Below are 21,593 nucleotides of genomic sequence, written 5' to 3'. Positions count from 1 at the left end.
ACAACCAGTCAACGCCACGTCTACCTACTTAGAATATCAATCTTGCCATTAAATTACAAGTGATACCTGAACCGCTTTCATCGTTAGTCTCATAGGCGCTCACGCGGCCCAATCCACCACTCGGTCATCAGTCATTAACTTGTTCTAGTCCTAATTATAGCATGATTCCGCTAGAAACGGCGTTGATGACCGCTTTTCCGGTTGATTTATTCGACTAGTTACGTATTTTATCCTAATATATGGGCCCACGTTAGCTCTGGTCGCCCGTATCGTGGTCGTAACGGTAAATCAATTTGCCATCCTTGTGGGCTTGACCAATCACGCGTTTACGCGTATCAAAGGCCATATACGCTTTTTGGAACGCCTGAAACTCGTCCGGTCCCACTTCAAACTGGTCAATCTTCTGATCTTTTAATTGGTTCATTAAGTCAGTAAAGTCTCGTGCCATTGGTAACTGCCCCCTTTTCTTTCCATATTTTACGTTGAAAATTCGTCGAGGTCAAAAAAAGAATTTTCCAAATCGGACGTGAGTTTTAGCATTCTATCAGGGGGAGTGCTAAAATGAAGTCGTTCAAATTAAATGGCCACCTTAACCGTTTAGCGTGGTGAGACAAATTACTTGCACCTATCACGTCAGGCGGTATAATGTGGTCAATGGTCAAGAAAGGTCAAACTCTTTCGACTGACCGGTGTGAGTTTACTCACACTTACTCCAGGGCAGAAAGGAGACGACAAAATGCTATGTCAAAACTGTCACCGCAACGAAGCGACCATTCATTTATATATGAGTGTGAACGGACAACGGCAACAAGTTGACCTATGCCAAAATTGCTATCAACTACTCAAGGAGCAGCAAAACAACTCTGGAAATGGAGGTGGCCGTATGGCACAAGATCCATTCGGCTTTGGTAACCTGGATGATATTTTCCGGGCCATGCAAGGCGGCACCCCGAACCAAAGCGGCGATTACCGGCAAGCGGCTGGTCAGAGACGACCAACCCAACCTGCGGGCAATCAAGGCAACGGTCAGGGCGGCCTGCTGAACCAATATGGCCTGAACCTCACCCAGCTCGCCAAAGACGGCAAGATTGATCCCGTGATCGGGCGGGACAAAGAAACGGCGCAAGTCATCGAAATTCTCAACCGGCGGACCAAAAATAACCCCGTGTTAATCGGGGAAGCCGGTGTCGGGAAGACGGCGGTCGTCGAAGGTTTAGCCGAACGGATTGTGGAAGGTAACGTTCCACAAAAACTGATGAACAAGCAGATTATCCGTTTGGATGTCGTTTCACTGGTCCAAGGAACTGGTATCCGGGGCCAATTCGAACAACGCATGCAACAATTGATGAAGGAAGTTCAAGCCAACCCCGACATCATCCTCTTCATTGACGAAATCCACGAAATCATGGGTGCCGGCAATGCCGAAGGTGGCATGGATGCCGGGAACGTCTTAAAACCCGCCTTAGCACGGGGAGACTTCCAATTGATTGGGGCCACGACGTTAAACGAATACCGGGATATCGAAAAGGACCAAGCCTTAGCCCGGCGGTTCCAACCGGTCACGGTCAACGAACCGAGTCCGGACGAAGCCGTTGAGATTCTCAAGGGGATTCAAAAGAAGTACGAAGATTACCACCACGTCCACTACACGGACGCGGCCATCGATGCGGCGGTTCGGTTATCCGACCGGTACATTCAAGACCGGTTCCTACCGGATAAGGCGATCGACTTACTCGATGAATCCGGATCACGGAAGAACCTAACCATCAACGTCGCCGATCCACACGCCATTGACGAAAAGATCGCCGACGCCGAAAAGCAAAAGCAAGCCGCCTTGAAACAGGAAGACTACGAAAAAGCGGCTTACTACCGTGATCAAGTCACAAAATTAAACAAGTCCAAGGAATCCGCCACTAACGCGGACCAAACGGCTTCCACGGAAGTCACCGAAAAGGACATGCAACAAATCGTCGAAGAAAAGACCAACATTCCGGTTGGTGAATTACAAGCCAAGGAACAGCATCAACTCCAGAGCTTGTCCGGTGATCTCGAAAAACACCTCATCGGCCAAAACGAAGCAGTTGATAAAGTTGCCCGGGCCATTCGCCGGAACCGGATTGGCTTAAACGGCACGGGCCGGCCAATCGGCTCCTTCCTCTTCGTCGGTCCCACCGGGGTCGGCAAGACGGAACTCGCCAAGCAACTGGCCAACGAACTCTTCGGTTCGGAGGACGCCATGATTCGGTTCGACATGTCCGAATACATGGAGCCGCACTCAATTTCTAAGCTGATCGGGTCGCCTCCTGGCTACGTCGGGTACGAAGAAGCTGGTCAACTGACCGAACAAGTTCGGCGTCACCCGTACACGTTGATCCTTTTGGATGAAATCGAAAAGGCCCACCCCGACGTCATGAATATGTTCTTACAGATTCTTGACGACGGACGCCTGACCGACTCCCAAGGTCGGACGGTTTCCTTTAAGGATACGCTGATCATCATGACCAGTAACGCCGGGACCGGCGACGTGGAAGCTAGCGTTGGGTTCGGTGCCGAGGCGGCGGGCAAGACCCACTCCGTTCTGGGCAGTCTGACCAACTACTTCAAACCCGAATTTCTGAACCGGTTCGACGACATCATCGAATTTAACTCCTTAACTAAGGAAAACTTGATGAAGATCGTCGACCTGATGATCGATGACGTGAACACCATGCTGGCCGGTCAAGGCTTGCACATCCACGTCACGGAACCGGTCGAAGAAAAGTTAGTCACGGAAGGCTACAACCCCGCAATGGGCGCGCGGCCACTGCGGCGGGTCATTCAAGAAGAGATCGAAGACCGCATTGCGGACTTCTACCTCGACCACGCCGACGTGAAGAACTTAGTGGCGAAGATCGAAGACGGCAAGATTACCTTAGCCGCCGACGAAGACGTCGCCACCGATACCACCAAATAACGTCATTTTAACGGTAACGCTGCCAATCGCAGCGTTACCGTTTTTATTTGATTGAAAATCCCCTGCAGGTCCCGAACAGATGCGGTATACTGTATTTTAAAGGCAATCAACGACTAGCGACTAATTATCGCTAAAAATTCTGGTGGAGGTGAACAACTATGGCGTTAATGGACTGGGTAAAGCGATTCGTCACCTCACGAGCAACGGCTGACCGGCCAACAACACGGCCCCATCAATCTTCCAAACCCATTCCGGCGTCTCAAGACGCCACGCAAGATCAACCACCCGTGATGGATGAGCGGCCCGCCCGGTCGGCCACCGATCAAGCGGTGGCCAAGGTCCCAGCTCCGACGATGGCGCCCCCAGTCGTCACCCCGGTACCAGCTCCGATCCGTTCCACCACGACCGCGGCGAAGCCCGAGGCCACCCTGGTCATTCGGTTGGTCGACACGGCAAATCACCCGCTACAGCCAGCATTAGTCTTGACCGGTAAGGTGGGCGAAACCGTGCATCTGGCCTTCCCCGTCATCCCCGGATACGTCTTATTACGGATGGATGGGATGACCCAAACCTTTCTCAACGAGTACGGGTTGACCACCCTGGTCTACCAACGCAAATGGGGGCAGCCAATCATCACCTACCTAATCGACTACGATTCCGGGCAACTGCTTGGCTTGCCGCACCTTCAACGGGCCAGCTTAGGAGCTACGTTCCAACTGACCCCCCCGGCCGTCGACGGTTACCACATCTTCCGGGCCCAGGGCAACCAACACGGCACCTATACCGACCACGCACAGCGCATGTTGTACTTCTACCGGCGGGATGCCTGGCAGACCGTTCAACGCGTCCAGCAATACGTCACGTTGACCACCGAGCATCCGGTCTACGACCTGCCCGCGGGTCACCCTTACGGCTACCAGTTCCCCGCACAATCGCTCTGGCGGTTATTCGCCATCATCACGCTGACCGACCAGTCCGTGTGGTATAACCTGGGGGGCAACCAATGGCTGAATGCCGAGGAGACTCAGCGCCACGACCATTGGGAACGCCACTTAGAGATTCCACGGGTCACCCAATTGACCGGTCACAACGTTCGGTTGACCGGGACCGTCGATTACGTGCCCCAAGGCTCCGTGATGATCTACCGCGAACCCTACGGCGAAATTGCCGGGCAACTGGCCAACGGCGAACTGCTCGAAATTCGCCGCCGTATCGTGGACGACCAACAACTAGTCTGGTACCAGATTGGGCCTGCCGCCTACATCAACGCGCGGTACGTCCGTTTAGCTCGTCAACTTTAATTCAACCATCACAAAATCCGTCTCACCGGTAAACATCATCGGTGAGACGGATTTTTTAGGTCATTTAAAGATTTTTATCCATGTTGAAGGTCAGACCCGATAACGTCAGGCCTTTTTCAATCAAGTCGTTAGTAAACTGTGTGGTGGTCTGGCGCATGGTGGCCGTGACCGCGTGGTTCCGATCGGTCAAGTAGTCGGTTAACGCCGCCCCACTCAACTGCTCCTGGTCGGCGTGGGCCAACGTCTGAGCCACGTGAGTCCGTAAGGCCTGCTTAGCGGCCGTCACGTAATCGACGTCCTGTTCGATAAAGTCGCGGTAGTGGGATTCCACGATCATCGACAACTTGCGGTACATCCAGTAGGCACTCTGGTCGTCCAAACGCCGCGGCGTCTGGCTGTACGATGGGTCGGTGTCCGTGACGTTGGCAAAGAACGGCACGTAGGGACTGAACGCTGGCACCCCGAAGCATAACCACATGAGAGCCGACCGGTCGGCGGGCACGTCGTTACGGATCTGTAAAACGTGCGAGTTTTGCGTCCGGTTCATCGAAATTGGCCGGAACTTAGTCCGCAAGTCTTCGGGACCGTGGCCCAACGGATCGTACGGTGTTTCATTGTAGTGGGAACTTAGGATGTATTCAACGTCCTCTACACTGATCTTGTGACTGGTCCGACAAATAAACGGCAGGTCACTCGATTGCGGATCCTGTTCGATTTCCGGATTCAACACCCGTTGGCCGAACCAGACCCGTGGCGTGTTGTAGTGCCGGTCCTTTTCGGTACTGGTGCCAAAGATGTGGCGGAAGTTCCAGCCATCCTGGTCGGGATTCAAATGATGTTCAGCCACGAAGGCTTGAATCCCCGCAGAAAACATGAAGTTATCGGGATCGTCGAAGGTCACCTGTTGAATGGCCACCTGGTTAGCGGTCACCGCGTAGGCGTCATCCGGGATCCGTTGGGCGACCCAGTGATGGCCCGTCACGATTTCCATGTACCAAACTTCTTGATTATCGGAGAACAGCACGCCGTTGCCTTCAGGTGACCCGTATTGCTTGATCAACTTGCCTAAGTAACGCACCCCATCTCGAGCCGAGGTGATGTACGGCAGAACCATCGTTTGCAACGAATCTTCGGCTAAACCGTTGGCCACCAACGGGTCATAGGCCAAGGCGTCCGGATTCCCATAGACACTTTCGGTGGCACTCATCGCCACGTTCTGGTCGTTGATTCCACTTTCGGCGTATTCACCGGTCTTGTCGATCTCCACATTAGGCGTGGCTAAGTAGCGGTGACCATCGCTAGGAATTGGGGCCGTAAATCCGTTTTGATTCGACGTCCAGGTCCGCGCCGGTTGGTCGTGTTCGGCGGGGTGTACGTAGAAGCGTTGCGGCGTTAATGGCAAGAACGTGTCATCGTTTCTGGCAATCAGCGTCGAGCCATCCACGGTGGCCGCCTTCCCGACTAATACCGAGGTACAGGCAGTTAAATGTTTTCCAATCATGGTTAAGGAACTCCTTTTCTCACTAATGTTGTCTCTAAGTTTACCGCTTTTTCACGGAGAACACTAGGCTCGTCCCGGGGGGCACGCCACCTCAATGTGTGACACATCACAAAAAATGTTGACATTTGTGATGAGTTGTTTAAAATAAAGTTGTAATCAATTGAATTGATTTTTTATTTGGTTTCACTTGTGAAATTCAATTCAATCAAAAATCACTTATTTTGGGAGGCACCATCTTATGAAAGTCACAGTTATTGGTTGTACTCATGCGGGCACCTTTGCCATTAAACAAATCCTGGCTGATCATCCCGATGCCGAAGTTACGGTCTACGAACGTAACGATAACATTTCGTTCCTGTCTTGTGGAATCGCTTTATATTTAGGCGGCCAAGTCGCCGATCCGCAAGGTCTCTTCTACTCCAATCCCAAGGAATTACATCAACTGGGTGCTGATGTCCAAATGAATCACAATGTTTTAGCCGTCGATGCCGCCCAAAAGACGGTCACGGTCGAAGATCTGACCACTCACGAACAAACCACCACGGCCTACGATAAGCTGGTCATGACCAGTGGCTCCTGGCCCATCGTCCCGAAAATCCCGGGCATCGATAACGCCAAGGTCAAGCTGTGCAAAAACTGGAACCACGCCCAGACGTTGTTTGAAGACGCCAAAAACGCCAAACGCATTACCGTGATTGGGGCCGGCTACATCGGTGCTGAGCTGGCAGAAGCTTACTCCACCACCGGTCACGACGTTACGTTGATCGACGCCCAAGACCGCGTGATGCCCAAGTACTTCGACGCCCAGTTCACGGACACCATCGAACAGGACTACCGCGACCACGGGGTCCAACTGGCCTTAGGGGAAACCGTCGCCAACTTCGAAGACGCGGCCGACGGAAGCTTAACCATCAATACCGACAAGGGACGTTACCAGACCGACTTAGCCATCCTGTGCATTGGCTTTCGGCCCAACACCGGCTTACTTAAAGGCCAGGTCGACATGGCTCCCAACGGTGCCATTCTGACCGACGATTACATGCGTTCTTCTAACCCTGATATTTTTGCCGCCGGGGACAGTGCCGCCGTGCACTATAACCCTACTCACCAAAGTGCTTACATCCCCTTAGCCACTAACGCCGTGCGTCAAGGGATTCTGGTGGGGAAGAACCTGACTAACCCCACCGTTAAGTACTTAGGCACGCAATCCTCCTCCGGTTTGGCACTGTACGGCCGAACCATCGTCTCGACCGGGCTGACTTTAGCCGCCGCCCACCAACAGGACGTCAAGGCCGACCAAGTCATCATCACAGATAACTACCGGCCCGAATTCATGCCCACCACGGAACCCGTCTTGATGTCGCTGGTCTTCGACCCGGACACCAAGCGTATCTTGGGGGGCGCTTTGATGAGCAAGTATGACGTCTCACAATCCGCCAACACCCTCTCCGTCTGCATCCAAAACAACAACACCATCGACGACTTAGCTATGGTCGACATGTTGTTCCAGCCAAACTTTGACCGGCCGTTCAACTACCTGAACATCCTGGCCCAAGCGGCACAAGCCAAGGTTGCCCAAGTGTAATTTATGCCAACTTAAAACGATGTTTCCCACACCGGGAAACATCGTTTTTTTGACGGCTTATTTTCGTTACGAGGGCGCGTCCGTTAGCGTCCAATCGATTTGGCCGCTATAGTCGCCACTGAGTGCATCCCCGTTGACCGTTAAATGAATCCCCGTGTCATCGGTCCAGTCGTCCACCACATCGGTGACATCCTGATTGGCGCTCGACGTGCCCTGATGAATGGTCGTCGGGGCGCTGGTCAATTTGATTTGTTCTTGACCATCCGAGTAGGTTAAGCCCCCCGCTAACTTTTGGCCGTCACTAGTGGTGAACTCTCCCACGGCGGCTTGCAGACTCCATTTCGCCCCGGCCGCTCGGGTGTCTAAAATCCGGACGGTCCAGTCATTCGTTCGGTGGACCTTTTGGGAACTTCCCGTCAGGGTCGTCGCCTTAAAGGAACTGTTTTCGGCCACCTGGTCGAAGGTTAGTCCCCCGGTTACGTTAATGGTCACCGTAATCTTGTTGGACCGGTTCCCGTAGTTATCCTCAACGTACAGATCCACCGTGTTCTTGCCCACGATCAGGTCCTTAACTGCGGGGGTGTACCGCACCTTCCCACTCATATTATCGTCAGGATCCTCAATCTTTTCGGCAGGCATGGCAGTCCCGTTAAGGATTGGGTGAACCGTCAAATCATCGTTAGTTATGGTGATCCCCTCGGGCACGAAAACTTGGCCCTTAACGGTCGTTGTGGTTCCCGCTTCGATGTTGACCGTTGATGCCGAGGTCAACAGTAAGTCGATATCGAGTTTGGGGTCGATGGTAAATCGCACCGTGTCGGCCGTCGCCACACCGTTGACCGCCGTAAAGGTACTGGTCTTGGCCGCCACATCGACGGCTTGTTTCTGGTCACTCACCGCTCCGGTCAACCGAATCCGGGCCGTCTCGTTAGTCGTCGAGAGGTCCTGGTCGAGCTTAAAGCTCAATTGATCGTCCGTGATTTCGTTGGGATCAACCGTTTGTTGCTCACCGTTCGCGTAAGTCACGTTAATCTTCTCAAATTTTAAATCGTTTGGTAGCTTCAGCTTGGCCGTAACATCTTTCCACGACTGCTTGCCGCCCTCATAGGTCAACGCGTAATCGAGTTGAACTTCGTGAGTTCCCCGGATACTTTCGCCGTCTTTGAGCACCTTCCCCGTGTTAAGATCGGTTAATGTCGCCGCGGCCTTGGTTTCGACGAGTCCCGGTACCTTTTCAAAGATCACCAGGTTATTGGCGTAACTGCTCCCGGTCGCACCCGTGAACCCCCAACGGACCTTCCCCGTATTGTCCGGGTCGACGATGGCCGGATCAACCGTCACCGCCTGGGCCGTCCCGGTCTGTTCGTTGCCGGTTTCCGGGTCCTTATCGTCAAAGATGTAGGTCATCTTCTTGGCGCTAGCGTCCCAGTCCAGCGTCACGTGATGCCAACGCCCGTTAGACAGCAGGTCGTTGCCCCCCGCAATCACGCCTTGATGGGCCAGGGTGGCGTAGTAAGCCTTCTGGGTAATCAGCAGGCCACTCGTCTTCACCATCTGATAGCTACTCCCTTCCCCCGGATAGGCTGACGCCAAGTGGGGACCGGTCAGGCCCACGTCAAAGGAATCGGCGTCCCCGGCCTTGCTGTAGCTACTGGATTTGTTGAGGTGGGTGTCAAATTCCAACGCCCAACTGTTTTGAATAGCCAGTTTCGCCAGGGCCGCCGGATCGGTCTGCTTGGTATTCGTGTCGACCGCCCAGACGCCCAGGGTTTCCCCGGAGATTTTCTTGCCAAAGTTCGGCGTTGCCGCCACGCCCCGGCCGTCATTTTGGAGCACAAACGCCATGCCATCGGCGGCGTTAGCGGCCTTATTGCCGAAATACATCCACATCGAAACGCTTTCATCCTGATTAAGGTCAAACGCATTATCATCCGTGGACCAAATCGTTCCGAATTGGTCCTTTGCGTTGGTGACCATCACGGCCTGCGTGCCCGCCGTCTGTGAGTTGGTGGTATTGACCACCCGTGCCTTGTTATTCGCGGTCTCCCCGGGCGTAAAGATCTGATCTAACGCAATTCCCTGAGGGGCGGTCGCCAACGCGTTATCGTAATCCGCATCGGCGTGCGCCACAGTGAGGCCCACCCATAACGTCAAAAACACGCTAAACAACGCACGTAGTCCTCGTCGTAAGTTCATCGCCGACGCCTCCTTCTTATACTGTAACCATTTTATATGATAAAACAGTTATGCCGTATTAGAAAGACTTGTCCCCCGATAACCGGTGCAAAAATCGTTAATCTTAGTTTATTTTTTGACCGGGTGATTCCGTCCAACCTAAAAGCGACAACCATTCCGAATTCAGGAATAATTGTCGCTTTGACGTTAATCTTCGTCAACTAAATGCCAATTGTCCCTCAAAATTAATTCGGGGCATCGTTCAGTGACCAGAGAATTTCAGCCTGGTATTGACCAGTTAGCGCCTGGCTTCCAACGTTTAAACTGAGTCCACGCTGATCATCCCAGGTCGATGTGACGTTGGTCACCGGCTGATCGTCCATCGCCGCACCACGGTGAATGGGAACCGGCTTAGTTGAAATGGGGGTACTTTGCGTCCCCTCCACATACACTAATTGACCATCCAACGGGTGATCGTCCGTTCGCGTGAACGGCGTTGCGGCCACTTGCAGTTGCCACGGCGTCCCTTCCGCACGAGTATCTCGGACCAACACTTTCCAATCCCCTTCACGAACAACGTTAGCCTGCGACTGTCCCGTTAAGGTTGTGGTCTGAAAATTCCCACTCCGTACAAGGTCTAACGACAGTGTTCCAATCACGTAAACGTCAACCTTAATCGGTTGCGAGGTGTTGCCATAGGTATCGTAAACCTTCAATTGAACGTCATTATGACCGCCCTTTAAGCTTTTCGCAGCTGGTACATAAGTGACCTCTCCCGTAACTTTCCCCGTCAGTGCTTGGGGCTTCTGGTTGATGCCATTGATCTGCGCCTGAACCCGTAGGTCTTGATTGGTCAATTGGATACTATTGGGCCACGACACGTTGCCCTTGATGGTCGTGGTCTGACCATGCTTAATGGTCACTTTATCCGGACTAGTCGGTTGCAGATCCAGTTTAAAATTAGGGGTGATTTTAAACCTTGGCAACGCCGTGGTCGCAATTCCGTTGATTGCCGAAAAACTAGCCCGCGTTAAAGCGACCGGTTGCGGCTGAACGTCGTTTTGTGTTGTCCCGGTTAATTGAACCGTTGCTTCGGTATTCTGGGCAGTCAGCGTATGTTTAAGTTCTGCGACTAAGCGGCCGTTTTCCATCCGCGTCAGGTCTAGTTCTTGGGTCTGTCGATTCGGATACACGATTTTTCCGGTTGTAAACCGGACCCGTTCTGGTAACTGAATTGCCATCTGAATGCCTTGCCAATCTTGCTTACCATCGTGGTATTTCACCCGATAATCAAGTTGTACGGGACTGTCTCCTCGCACCTCGCCGCCAGCGCCCACGGATTTATGCGTGGTTAAATCCGTTAACGTGGCTTGCGCTGATGCATTGACTAATCCGGGAACCCCCTCAAAAATCACGAGATTATTAGCCGCTTCATCCCCATTAGACCCCGTGAAGCCCCAAGTTGCCTTACCCGTATTTTCGGGATCAATTTTCTTTAAATCTAGTTTAACCGACCGTTGAATCCCCGCTAAAGGTTCTTCCGTCTGGGGATCCTTATCGTTAAACGTGTAGGTTAACGTTTGACTCTGACTTTGCCAGTCTAAAGTTAGGTGGTGCCAACGCCCATTAGACAGGAAGTCCTTATTGCCTTGGATGGGATTGATATGGTTTAAATTAAAGTAGTACTGGGGCTTATTCCCAGGAAGCAGTGAGGTCACTTTATTGGCCGTGTAGCTCCCCGCCTCCCCGGGATAATTTGCCGCAATGTGGGGACCCTTTAATTTTGTATCAAATGACGTTCCCTTTCCCGCGGCCTTATAATCGTTAGCTTTATTTAAAAACGTGTCAAATTCCAACGCCCAACTATTTTGGATGGCCGTCGCTGCAATTTCTTGCGGATTCGTTCTTTTGCTTTGGTTATCAACGCCCCAGACGCCCAACGTTTCCCCCAAAATATTATTCGAAAACTGCGGCATCGCTTTACGCCCCCGAGGATCGTTATGGATCACCAAAGCCATCCCGTCCGCCGCGTTTTCTTTTTTGTCTCCAAAATACATCCACATTGACGTCGTCACATCATGGGTCAAATCAAATTCATTACCTGCCTGCGACCAAATCGTTCCAAACTGATGGGGCGCACTCGTCACCAATACCGCTTGCGTTTTAACTGAGCTGTCCTCGGCCGAGATGACCAGCGCACTATTTTTCTGAGAACTCCCCACGGGATGATCACCCGTTACAAACGCATTTTTTAGCGCAATCCCCTGCGGTGCCCGCGAAATAAACTGTGCCGCCGTTTCGGCATGCACTTTAGTAACTGGTCCCAGCAGGCACAGGAGTCCTAATAAAGCGCCCCAGTACCATCGTTGTTTCATGTTTCTTAACCCCTTTTCACTAGCATTGATTCCACGATAGCACGGGTTAAATTCCCATAAATTCACAAGGCTAAAACGATTAACTTCCCGTTGAATATTGCGTTTCAGCCCACAAAAGCCCCCAACCACGCCGGTTAGCGTAGTTGGGGGCTATATAATAATATTTATTTTAGAGCTTAGACGTCAACTCAACGTCCGGGTACTTATCCTTGAACCAGCGTTCCGCAAATTGATTTTCAAACAGAAACAGCGGTTGGCCTTGCCGGTCCTTGACCAGGAGGTTCCGGGACGACGACATCCGTTCGTCCAATTGCTCGGGCTTAATCCAACGGGCGGTCTTTTTGCCCATCGGTTCCATGATGACGTCGGAGTTATACTCGTTTTTCATCCGGAACTGGAAGACTTCAAACTGGAGTTGCCCGACGGCCCCTAAGATGTAGTCGCCGGTCGTATAGGCCGTGTAGAGCTGGACGGCCCCTTCTTGGACCAGTTGGTCGATCCCTTTGTGGAAGGACTTTTGCTTCATCACGTTCTTCGCGGAAACCCGCACGAAAAGTTCTGGCGTAAATTGCGGTAACTTTTCAAAGCGAATATCCTTTTTACCGGTATAAATGGCATCCCCGATCTGGAAGTTTCCGGTATCGTACAATCCGATGATGTCGCCAGCCACGGCCGTTTCCACGTTTTCGCGGGTATCGGCCATGAACTCCGTCACGTTAGAGAGCCGCAACTTCTTGCCGGTCCGTTCTTGGGTCACGTCCATCCCCCGGTCGAATTCTCCGGAGCAGATTCGCACGAAGGCGATCCGGTCTCTGTGATGCGGGTTCATGTTGGCCTGAATCTTGAACACGAAACCGGAGAATTCTGGATTGGTCGGGGCCACGTCCCCGTCGGTTTCCGTGTGGTGGGTAGCCGGCTGTGGCGCATATTCCAGGTAGGTGTCCAGGAAGGTCTGCACCCCGAAGTTGGCTAGCGCCGAGCCGAAGAAGACCGGTGTTTGGTCCCCGGCAGCGATTTTGGCCGCGTCAAACGGGTTCCCCGCCTCTTCGATCATTTGCATGTTCTCCCGGGCTTCGGTGTACCAATCGTCTTCTTCTAAGGCGTTGGGCGTCACCAGGTCCCCGTCGTCGTTTAACGGCAGGTACTGGTTACCCTGCGCGTCCTTATGGAACAGGGCCACACGGTGATGGTACCGGTCGTATAACCCCTTCAGTTCCTTGCCCATCCCAATCGGCCAGTTCATGGGATAGCCTTCGATGCCCAAAACGTCTTCGAGTTCGGCAATCAGGTCTAACGGATCGCGCCCATCGCGGTCCAGCTTGTTCATGAAGGTAAAGATCGGGATGCCCCGCATCTTACAGATCTTGAACAACTTCTTGGTCTGCGGTTCAATCCCCTTGGCCGAGTCGATGACCATGACGGCCGAGTCGACGGCCATCAGCGTCCGGTAGGTATCTTCGGAGAAGTCTTCGTGTCCAGGGGTGTCCAGGATGTTGATCCGTTTGCCCTGGTAGTCGAATTGCATCACGGAACTCGTGACCGAGATGCCCCGCTTTTGTTCAATTTCCATCCAATCGGACTTGGCAAAGTTTCCACTCTTGCGGGCCTTGACCGTTCCGGCTTCCCGCACGACGCCCCCGAACAGCAGGAGTTGTTCGGTGATCGTGGTTTTCCCGGCATCGGGGTGAGAGATAATGGCGAAGGTCCGCCGCTTATCTACCGCCGTTGCTAAATTTTTTTCACTCATTATTCGTTCCTCACAGATTTTTAAGGTTTAAAAAACACGTTAATAGACACAATGCTTTGATTTTAACACATAACCCCGGACAATTCACGAATTGCTCGATGGCGTTTCCGCACCACCCGGTTTAGTGGTATCATTATAAATTGAATTCTATCGGAAAACAGGTGAAATTATGTCGGCGAGTACCGAAATCATCCTTATTGAAATCGTCTTTAGTCTCGGCGCCTTGATCGCCCTGGGCGGCTTGGTCGGGTTAGTCTGGACCAAGCGCCACCGGCAAGCGCTCCGCCCGGCAATGACCGTCATTGTCTGCGGGGTGGGCATTGTCATCATTGCCAGTCTCTTGAACGTCTTATTGTTCAAGACCTACGCGGGTGTCCGGGTCAAGAAAAATCAGTATTACGAAATCACTAGTTTGACCACCAACATGCACGCCTCACTGGCTAGTAGCCAGGCACCCCATCAGCCGGTCACCCCGCAAGCCAAGAAGGCGAGCCGCAACGTGACCTACTTGGTCGACCATACGGGTCAACCCGCGCAGTCCAAACGCTGGGCCCAGACCGCACAGGCGCAGCTAACCCGCCATCAGGTTCCCAACGTGGCCCTGGTCAAACGCAACTACCAAAAGATCCTTCACCAGTACTTCCAAGGGATCACCTCATCAACCAAAACGGTGACCAAGTTAGAAACTCACGCCGTTACTCGCGTCGATCAAGCGCCGCGGGCGAAATAAAGACTAAACCTAATAGAGGGACCTCACGAATTTTTCGTGGGGTCCCTCTATTAGGTTTAGCTTACTAGGTCGCAGGCGCGGTTAGCCCTGGTTTTCAATCTGTTGAACCACGTAGTTTACGACCTTCAACGAGCTTAACCCGTCGTCAATCGCACAGAAGCGGCGGTAAAAGTCCATAAACTTCGGGTTGTCGCTCATATCCGGTGTCTGGAGTTTCTCACCAATCATGGTCAACAGTTCCTTTTCGTTATGGGCAATTTCCCCCGGCAGATCTCGTTCGTAGTCCAGGTAGAACCCCCGGAGTTCGTCCTTGTACATGTGGTAATCGTACGGATAGAACAGGATCGGCCGTTTCAGATAAGCGTAATCGAAGAAGACGGATGAGTAATCGGTGATCAACATATCACTAATCAGATACAGGTCCGAAATGCTTGGGTGGTTGGACATGTCGTACACGAAGTCCTCGTAACCACTGATGTCTAAGGCGTTGGAAATCAAGTAATGCATCCGCAACACTAAGACAGCGTCATCCCCGTATTGTTGCTTGAAATCGTCTAGCGAGAACGGCAATTCGAAGGTGTACTTCCCCTTCTCGGCAAACTGGTTATCCCGGTAAGTCGGCGCGTACAAGACGACCTTCTTATCCAACGGAATACCCATCTGCGTCTTTAAGGCCACGATGTCTTCGGCACTACTGTTGATCAGTTCGTCGTTCCGCGGATAGCCGACCTTTAAGATCTGATTATTAAACCCAAAGGCCGACCGGAAGATTTGCGTGGAGTAGTCGTTCGGCGAGACCAACGCATCCCAGCGGTTGGCTTCGCGGACAAAGTTGGCATGGTACTTGGTGGTCGTGGTCCCGGGCATCGAGACGTTTTCGATATCCAGGCCGAGTTTCTTTAACGGCGTGCCGTGCCAGGTCTGAATGTAGGTCACGTAGCTAGGTTTCTTGACCCAGGCCGGAAAACGCGCGTTACTGATCCAGAACGTGGCCTTTTCCAACGTGCGCACCCACTTAGCCGTCCGCCGCACCACGAACGGAATGCCATTTTGCTTACAGAACTTCTTCTGCGTCCGGTCGATCGACCACACGAAGCGAAAGCCCGGATAAAGCTGGGTGAACAGTTGGTAAATCGCGTACGGTGAATCGCTGACTTGCCGTCCCCCGAAACTTTCGAAGATCAAAGTTGGCTGGTCGTAAGCCCGGTGGCCGCGCTTAAACAGGCGCCGCATGTACATCAGGTTGACCTTTTCCATCAGGACGCTCAACAGATGGGTCGCACCACCGACCTTGCTGGGTAAATGGCCCAACCGCTCGGGTAACGATGGGGCGGCCATTTCGCGAATCTGAATCCCGTTGTTGAACCGCTTTTCGATGACCACTAAGCGGTGGTGTCCGGTGATGGCTTGGGTGACCTGACCAGCCAACGATTTGCCTAAAATCACGCGTTGTTCGAGGTCCTGCCCGTCCACCGTCGAGCGGATAAACAGTTCTTGTTTACTATTCGACGCCAAATCGCTCAGCGGAATCACGCCGCTAAATAACCCGTGCAGGCCCATTTTAGTGATGGGCCATTCGGCAGTTCCCTGGTCCTGACCGTTCTTTAAGACTAGCCGTTGATTATCGATTTTGCGGTTGTTGATGCGGTTAGGGCCCGTGATCTGGAGCTGGTCGTTTTGCAAGTTAATCGCACTGATGGCAAATTCATCATCGGGTTGGTTGGTGTGCAGGTTAAATAATGCCATGCCGTTGGCATCACTATTTAATTGATAAAAGCTGGTCAGCGACAACTGATGACGGTCACTGAGGTATTCGCTTTCCACTTGGATCAGGCCCCGGGTATCTTGTTGCTGGAGGTTGAGGTACAGTTCCCAGCTAAAGTCGCTCTGGGTGCTCTCTGGAACCCTGAGGTCGTTAGCGTTGAGCCGAATCCGCACCACCCCGGCACTGATGACCTTGGTGATGGGTAGCGTCAACGACACCTGGGTCTGCTTCTCCAGGAAAGTGACCACTAAGTCGTCAAACGGTTCCGGCACGTCGATCAGTTCGAGTTCGAGTTCCTGTAATTTCTTTTTATGATGTAATCCAGATAAAATCGCACGCACGATGGAATAACTCCTTAGTAATTAAAGATTAACTGGTGAGGCATTTGGGGGGACAACACGGCGTTGACCGCCAGATCCACGTAAAGTTGGGTCTGGGGCGTCATGAACCGATCGAGGACCGTCTGGTAGAACCCAAACACGTCGTTGAACCGGTGATAGGTGGCGTAAACCAACACACTGTAATAGGTTTCCGTGGCCGTAATCATCTCGGTATGGTCCACACTATTGGCCAACGTCCGGTCACGTTTACGTTTCGACATGTTGTTCAGCGCGGCAACTTCCTTGGCACTGCTGAATTCCGTGGCAATCATCGCCGAATCCGCGCCTAAATTGTAGACGTGTTCGACTTCCCGTTGGTGCCGGGTTAACCGCAACGTGGCGTCGCCCTGCGCGTTTAAGAGGTAGCTGGTTTGCGCCACCCCGGCTTTAACCTTGGCGATTCCCACGACTTGCCCGTGCAAGTCATACGTATCCACCTGCGTGAGCTGATCGTCGTGATACTGGCGTAAGACCATCGGCGTCTTGTCGTCTAACTGTTGAAGTTCGGCAACCAGGTGCCCGTGATCCAGGTACCGGCGTAACTGGCCCTGCTGGTCGGCGAAGACCCGTTCGTCATACGCCGTTAAATCGAGGTCGTGGCGTTCTTCGGCACTTAAAGCCAAACCGGCCTCCTGCGCGTAAAGTTCCGCAATCGTGATGATGCGCACGTGGCTGAACCGTTCGTCATCGCGCGCCAGCCGTTCGATGAACTGGCGAACCTCCCAAGCGGCATCAAAATCCACCAGGGCGACTAATAACTTAATGGTGACGTTTTGTTGTAGGGCTGCCTTTAATTGTTTGGTGAAGTTGGGTTTATGAAGGCCGTCTAACGACGTCACGAGAAATATAATTTGCTGCACTGCTGTTCCCTCCGTTTGCGCTGGTCACTATGAAAAAATCCCTAGTCAGCGACTAAGGATTTAGGGACCATCGATTAATCTTCTTCCTTCCAGGCTTCATCGTCCGCTAAGCCCAAGTCATGCTTGATCTTAGTGGTGGAGATGCCCTCGGTCCGTGGTAGGTAGATCACTTCACAGTAGTCCTTCAAGAAGTCGAACTTCCCCTTCCAGTCATCACCCATCACAAAAATATCGATGTCGTTGTCTTGAACGTCACGAATCTTCTGGTCCCAACCCTTTTCGGGGATGACCCGGTCAACGTAACGGATAGCTTCGAGAATGTATTTCCGGTCTTCATAGGACGTGTAAGCCCGCTTACCCTTTTCGGCATTGAATTCGTCGGAAGATAAGCACACGGTCAAATCATCGCCCAAAGCCTTGGCACGCTTCAATAGCCGGATGTGCCCCTTGTGGAGCAAGTCAAACGTTCCGTACGTAATTACTTTTTTCATGTAGAATCTCCTACTTATCTGGTAATTTCCCGACAGCCGTCGGGGGCATAATAAAAATCCAATAACAAAGTAAATAGTAGCATATTCAGCGGTGACGTCAACTTCTAACCGCAAACGTTAGTTATTTCTTGAGATTTTTCTGGCTAATCGTGGGGTGTTCCAACTGCCAAATGCTGTACAGATATTGCACCACGGTCTTAACCACCGCGTACAGCGGAATGGCTAAAATCATCCCCAACAAGCCGGCAATGTTGCCCGCCGCCAGCAAAATAATGATGATGGTCAGCGGATGAATCCGCAACGTACGGCCAATGATGTTGGGGTAGACCAGGTTGCCGTCGACCTGTTGCACAACGACCACCACGATGATCACGTACAACACCATATTCGTGCTGATGGTAAAGGCCACGATCAACGCCGGTAGAATCCCGATATAGGGGCCCACGTAAGGAATCAGGTTGCACAATCCGGCAAACACGCCCAATAACAGCGCATATTTCTCACCAATCAGCATGTAGCCAAACGCCGTAAACGTCCCGACAAACAGACACTCCAAGATCTGACCGCCGATGTAGCGGGCAATCGTGGCGTTCATCCGACTCAGGAGTTCGATCGTCTGGTCGGCGTGTCTTTCCGGCAACAGTTTGCGAATGGCCGGCATTAACTTTTCACCGTCTTTGAGCATGTAAAACAACATCACCGGCACGGTTACGGCAGTCACGGTCACCGACGTTACGGTGCCCACCACGGTGCCAATCCCCGAGGTAATTCCACTCATGACGCCCTCCGCGTACTTAGCCAACGAATTCTGTAACTGGGTCAGGTACTTGGAAAAGTCGATCTGTTGCAGCCACGGGTGATGGGCGGCCTGTTTCAAGACCGCTTCACTGGACCGGGCAAAGTCGGGGATGTTCCCCACCAGATTGGTCACTTGGGAAACTAACTTGGGGACCACCCAAGCCGCCCCGTACCCGATCACGGCAATTAACCCGATAAACACCAGAATGACTGCGGCGGTCCGGTTAAAGTGCAGTCGTTTCCAGCGTATGCGTTCAAGTAACTTAACCAGGGGGTTCAGCAGGTAAAACAGAATCCCGGAAAGCAGTAACGGCGTAAAGACCACCGACAGGAAGATGCCAATCGGCGAAAAAAGAAAGCTGATTTGCGTACAGACCCAGATCAACGTGGCCACAATCAAGAGTTCGGCGGACCAAAAAAGTAATCGTGAATTCGCTAACCATTTCATCGGCAACCCTCCTTAGTTTCTGTTGACCATCACATTAGCTCTATTCTACCAAGTTTAGGCCCAAAAGACCGCTAATATTTCCGCTCTTTCGCCGCTTACCTGCCTAGCCGGTCACGGAACAAAAAAGGAGCGTTCCCGTTCACGGGAGCACTCCAATGGTCCGGAAGACAACTCATAACGATCCGTCGCCCGCGTTCCTAATGGGAACGGCGCAACAGCTCTTGATAACGTTGATACCATAAATCAACGTAGGCCTGAGAAAACGGCCCCTTATGGTGATTGATCCAATCGACCAACGTTAAGACGTTGGCCTTCAAGATCCGATCAGTCTCCTCACCGTAATGCCAGCGCTGACTGAAGGCCTCGTATTCATCGACGTCGAGTAACCGTTTCTCACCGTCGGGAAAGACCTTCACATCCAAATCATAATCGATGTACTTCAACGCTTCTTTATCCAAAACATAGGGGGATGCCAGGTTACAATAATACGACACCCCGTTGTCTCGAATCATCGCGACGATATTGAACCAGTAATGCTTATGAAAATAAACGATAGCAGGTTCTCGAGTCACCCACCGCCGCCCGTCGTCTTCAGTGACCAACGTGTGGTCATTGACGCCAATCAGGGCGTTTTCGCTTGTTTTGAGTACCATGGTATCGCGCCAAGTTCGATGCAAACTTCCATCATGCTTGTAGCTTTTGATCGTAATGAAGTCGCCTTCCTTAGGTCCTCTAGCTTCGCGCGTCATGTCTATAACCCTACTTTCTAAGTAACGGGTAATTATAAAAAATTCACTCAATATTATACCAGATTCGCCTTTATTTATGAATACCTTTGGTCGATTGGTACCTGAAAGTTCTTGGGTTTTCGCCGGAAGCGGGGTAAACTGAAGAAAAATATCGTGGTCACTGACCGTTTCCTGGTCGTTGACCCCAAGGAGAGCGTTTTACCATGCCCCAATTACCCTTAAGTGCTTACGAACCGATGATTCCCCAGGTTGCCGACTTACTGGCCGACGACGTCTCACTTCAAGCCTTCTTTACCACCCTAACGCCCGGTTACCAACGTGAATGGGCCCGCTTCATCTTCGGCGCCAAGGCAAAGGCGACTCAACAACGCCACATCGCTGTGATGCGGACGGTCTTTCAGGCGGGTTACAAATCCAAACGCGCCTACGATAGCCGCCCGAAGGACTAGTCCACCCACGACTTGAACCTATAAAATGCGCCACCGCTAATTTACCGGTGACGCATTTTTGGATTACTCGCTTAAGTCACTTACCGTCCCAGTTCGCCCGCTTCAAGTAGGTTCCAAATCTGGATGGCCGGTGTTTGCGCCAGTTGGTTGACCCGGTAATAGTTGGTCAACAAGACGACGCCATCTTGTCCGTCCTTACTCAACAGGGCCGTGGCTTCGTGCCCGTAGGCTAACCCGTGAACCCGGATGTAGCCCGGTTGGATATAGTCGCCACCCCCGTAAGTTGAGGAAGACCCCGGCGTCAGCAACGTGTTCACGTCGGTTTGCGGGTATAACTTGCCTTGCAGCATGTCGCGTTCCCCCACGTAAAGGTCGCGGGCCGACATGTAAACCTGACCGGTCCCGTACTGGTAATACATAGATGCCCGGGATTCAGGGAACTTGTTTTGATAGTTCGGTACCACGTCGTTCGGGTCTTCATTTTCATACCCCTGCGCATAATCCCGTTGCCGATTCATGTTAAAGACAAACCCGGTGTGTTTGAGCCCAAAGGCCTGCGTGATATTTTGGGTAAAGTACTGCTGGTAACTCTGGCCGCTGACCTTTTGGATAATTCCGGCGAGCAACATGAAGTTAACGGGGGCGTAGTTCCATTGGCCAATTTTGGCCGGATCACTGGTCACGTTCTTCAAGATAAACCGAATCATGCCCTTTTCCGAATGGAGATTATCCGGGAACGGTACCAGCGTCAACCCACTCTTCATATCCAACATATCGCGTAAGGTAATCTGCTGCGACCCGTTGATTTGCGGATAATACTTTGCCAAGTTATCGGTCAAAGATAGCTTCTTTTCCGATGCTAACTTCATGATCAATCCCGCGGTAAAGGATTTCTGCACGGAGGCTAACTGATATTCGGTGTTAATCCCGTTCTTCCGTTGTAACGCGTAATTCGCGTAACCAAACCCCTTTTCGTAGAGTGGCTTGCCGTTCCGGACGACCAACGCCGTCCCCACGAACCGGTTCGCCCGTAAGATCGCATCGATTTTGCGGGTCGTGGCGTTATTCTTGGGCGCGACCGGTTGCTTTTTTTTCGGCGTGACCTTCTTGGGTTTAGGCTTAACTGGTTTGACGGAACTACTGCTGACCGCCGCCGGTTTCGTCTCGGCCTGTGACTGGTTCTGGTTGTTAAACCAGAAGACCAGACCAGCCCCTAACCCAATCACTAATGCCGTTAATAACGCAAAAACCCCCATTTTTGCTTTCATTTCAGACTCCCCCTGTCT

16 protein-coding genes are annotated in these 21,593 nt (G+C 52.2%); 5 read left to right on the top strand and 11 right to left on the bottom strand.

Annotation, left to right across the window (positions count from 1 at the left end; genetic code table 11):
• Nucleotides 1–250: 250 nt before the first annotated feature.
• Nucleotides 251–448, bottom strand: coding sequence for a hypothetical protein (locus tag FD25_RS00405; protein WP_057800619.1), 198 nt, complete (start codon nucleotides 446–448; stop codon nucleotides 251–253).
• A 288-nt stretch (nucleotides 449–736) separates the two neighbouring features.
• Here FD25_RS00405 and FD25_RS00400 point away from each other — a divergent pair, with 288 nt between their 5' ends.
• A complete protein-coding gene (locus tag FD25_RS00400; protein WP_057800618.1) occupies nucleotides 737–2,953 on the top strand; it encodes an ATP-dependent Clp protease ATP-binding subunit in 2,217 nt (738 codons plus the stop codon).
• Nucleotides 2,954–3,111: 158 nt separating this feature from the next.
• A complete protein-coding gene (locus FD25_RS00395) occupies nucleotides 3,112–4,254 on the top strand; it encodes a MucBP domain-containing protein (RefSeq protein ID WP_057800617.1) in 1,143 nt (380 codons plus the stop codon).
• 64 nt (nucleotides 4,255–4,318) lie between these two features.
• Here FD25_RS00395 and FD25_RS00390 read toward each other — a convergent pair whose 3' ends face one another.
• On the bottom strand, nucleotides 4,319–5,755 hold the full coding sequence (locus FD25_RS00390; RefSeq protein WP_057800616.1) for a C69 family dipeptidase: 1,437 nt from the start codon (nucleotides 5,753–5,755) through the stop codon (nucleotides 4,319–4,321).
• Between the two features lie 238 nt (nucleotides 5,756–5,993).
• Here FD25_RS00390 and FD25_RS00385 point away from each other — a divergent pair, with 238 nt between their 5' ends.
• Entirely contained in the window at nucleotides 5,994–7,340 is a 1,347-nt protein-coding gene (locus FD25_RS00385) for an FAD-dependent oxidoreductase (protein ID WP_057800615.1), read from the top strand.
• Nucleotides 7,341–7,406: 66 nt separating this feature from the next.
• Here FD25_RS00385 and FD25_RS00380 read toward each other — a convergent pair whose 3' ends face one another.
• The 3 genes from FD25_RS00380 to FD25_RS00370 form a co-directional block, all read right to left on the bottom strand.
• On the bottom strand, nucleotides 7,407–9,536 hold the full coding sequence (locus FD25_RS00380; protein ID WP_057800614.1) for an L-type lectin-domain containing protein: 2,130 nt from the start codon (nucleotides 9,534–9,536) through the stop codon (nucleotides 7,407–7,409).
• A gap of 224 nt (nucleotides 9,537–9,760) precedes the next feature.
• Nucleotides 9,761–11,890 carry a lectin-like domain-containing protein gene (locus FD25_RS00375; RefSeq protein WP_057800613.1) on the bottom strand — a complete coding sequence of 710 codons (2,130 nt, stop codon included), beginning with the start codon at nucleotides 11,888–11,890 and terminating at the stop codon, nucleotides 9,761–9,763.
• A 169-nt stretch (nucleotides 11,891–12,059) separates the two neighbouring features.
• Nucleotides 12,060–13,637: a peptide chain release factor 3 gene (locus tag FD25_RS00370; protein WP_057800612.1), complete on the bottom strand. Its 1,578-nt coding sequence runs from the start codon at nucleotides 13,635–13,637 to the stop codon at nucleotides 12,060–12,062.
• A gap of 169 nt (nucleotides 13,638–13,806) precedes the next feature.
• On the opposite strand from FD25_RS00370, the gene FD25_RS00365 reads away from it, so the two are divergent.
• Complete coding sequence (locus FD25_RS00365) at nucleotides 13,807–14,367, top strand: hypothetical protein (protein ID WP_057800611.1); 561 nt, start codon at nucleotides 13,807–13,809, stop codon at nucleotides 14,365–14,367.
• An 81-nt stretch (nucleotides 14,368–14,448) separates the two neighbouring features.
• Here FD25_RS00365 and FD25_RS00360 read toward each other — a convergent pair whose 3' ends face one another.
• The 5 genes from FD25_RS00360 to ntdP form a co-directional block, all read right to left on the bottom strand.
• Nucleotides 14,449–16,473 carry a CDP-glycerol glycerophosphotransferase family protein gene (locus FD25_RS00360; RefSeq protein ID WP_057800610.1) on the bottom strand — a complete coding sequence of 675 codons (2,025 nt, stop codon included), beginning with the start codon at nucleotides 16,471–16,473 and terminating at the stop codon, nucleotides 14,449–14,451.
• Nucleotides 16,474–16,487: 14 nt separating this feature from the next.
• On the bottom strand, nucleotides 16,488–17,372 hold the full coding sequence (locus FD25_RS00355) for a hypothetical protein (RefSeq protein WP_057800609.1): 885 nt from the start codon (nucleotides 17,370–17,372) through the stop codon (nucleotides 16,488–16,490).
• A 74-nt stretch (nucleotides 17,373–17,446) separates the two neighbouring features.
• Complete coding sequence (gene tagD / locus FD25_RS00350) at nucleotides 17,447–17,863, bottom strand: glycerol-3-phosphate cytidylyltransferase (protein WP_057731823.1); 417 nt, start codon at nucleotides 17,861–17,863, stop codon at nucleotides 17,447–17,449.
• Nucleotides 17,864–17,984: 121 nt separating this feature from the next.
• On the bottom strand, nucleotides 17,985–19,109 hold the full coding sequence (locus FD25_RS00345) for an AI-2E family transporter (protein WP_057800608.1): 1,125 nt from the start codon (nucleotides 19,107–19,109) through the stop codon (nucleotides 17,985–17,987).
• A gap of 197 nt (nucleotides 19,110–19,306) precedes the next feature.
• Nucleotides 19,307–19,858, bottom strand: a complete 552-nt coding sequence (gene ntdP / locus FD25_RS00340) for a nucleoside tri-diphosphate phosphatase (protein ID WP_057800607.1) — start codon at nucleotides 19,856–19,858, stop codon at nucleotides 19,307–19,309.
• A gap of 203 nt (nucleotides 19,859–20,061) precedes the next feature.
• On the opposite strand from ntdP, the gene FD25_RS00335 reads away from it, so the two are divergent.
• The gene (locus tag FD25_RS00335) at nucleotides 20,062–20,307 is read left to right on the top strand and encodes a YdeI/OmpD-associated family protein (protein ID WP_057800606.1); all 246 of its coding nucleotides are present in this window, start codon (nucleotides 20,062–20,064) and stop codon (nucleotides 20,305–20,307) included.
• An 80-nt stretch (nucleotides 20,308–20,387) separates the two neighbouring features.
• Here FD25_RS00335 and FD25_RS00330 read toward each other — a convergent pair whose 3' ends face one another.
• Nucleotides 20,388–21,575 carry a serine hydrolase domain-containing protein gene (locus FD25_RS00330; protein WP_057800605.1) on the bottom strand — a complete coding sequence of 396 codons (1,188 nt, stop codon included), beginning with the start codon at nucleotides 21,573–21,575 and terminating at the stop codon, nucleotides 20,388–20,390.
• Nucleotides 21,576–21,593: the final 18 nt, after the last annotated feature.

This window comes from Levilactobacillus acidifarinae DSM 19394 = JCM 15949, assembly GCF_001434835.1.
GTDB lineage: Bacteria > Bacillota > Bacilli > Lactobacillales > Lactobacillaceae > Levilactobacillus > Levilactobacillus acidifarinae.
The sequence above is the reverse complement of the archived record's forward strand: the minus strand, read 5'-3'. Positions and strand labels throughout refer to the sequence as shown.